This window comes from Chryseobacterium sp. SIMBA_038 (genome assembly GCF_046535115.1).
In the GTDB taxonomy this organism is placed as follows: domain Bacteria; phylum Bacteroidota; class Bacteroidia; order Flavobacteriales; family Weeksellaceae; genus Chryseobacterium.
This window is the reverse complement of record NZ_JAWRXH010000261.1, coordinates 1-259: the sequence shown is the minus strand read 5'-3', so window position 1 is coordinate 259 and position 259 is coordinate 1. Positions and strand designations below refer to the sequence as shown.

General features: G+C 35.5%; 1 protein-coding gene. It reads left to right on the top strand.

Going from position 1 to position 259, the window contains the following annotated elements:
• Position 1 precedes the first annotated feature (1 nt).
• Positions 2-259 (top strand): acyl carrier protein (locus SB689_RS23480; protein WP_410694455.1); only part of this gene is annotated, 258 nt, incomplete at its 3' end.

Genomic DNA, 259 nt, shown 5'->3' with positions numbered 1-259 from the left:
AATGAACCACGAAGAACTTTTTACTTTATTAAAAGGTTTTATTACTGAAGTGATAGGTGCTGAATTTGTAGAAGAGATGGACATTACTCCTGAAAGTTCATTCACCAAGGATCTTGAAATGGACAGCATCGAGATTGTCTCTTTCTCAGAAAAGATCAAGGCGCATTTTGGCGATCAGATCGATTTTACAGGTTGGTTATCTTCTATGGATCTTGACCAACTGATTAATCTTGACCTTAGTATGATCATCAATTATATC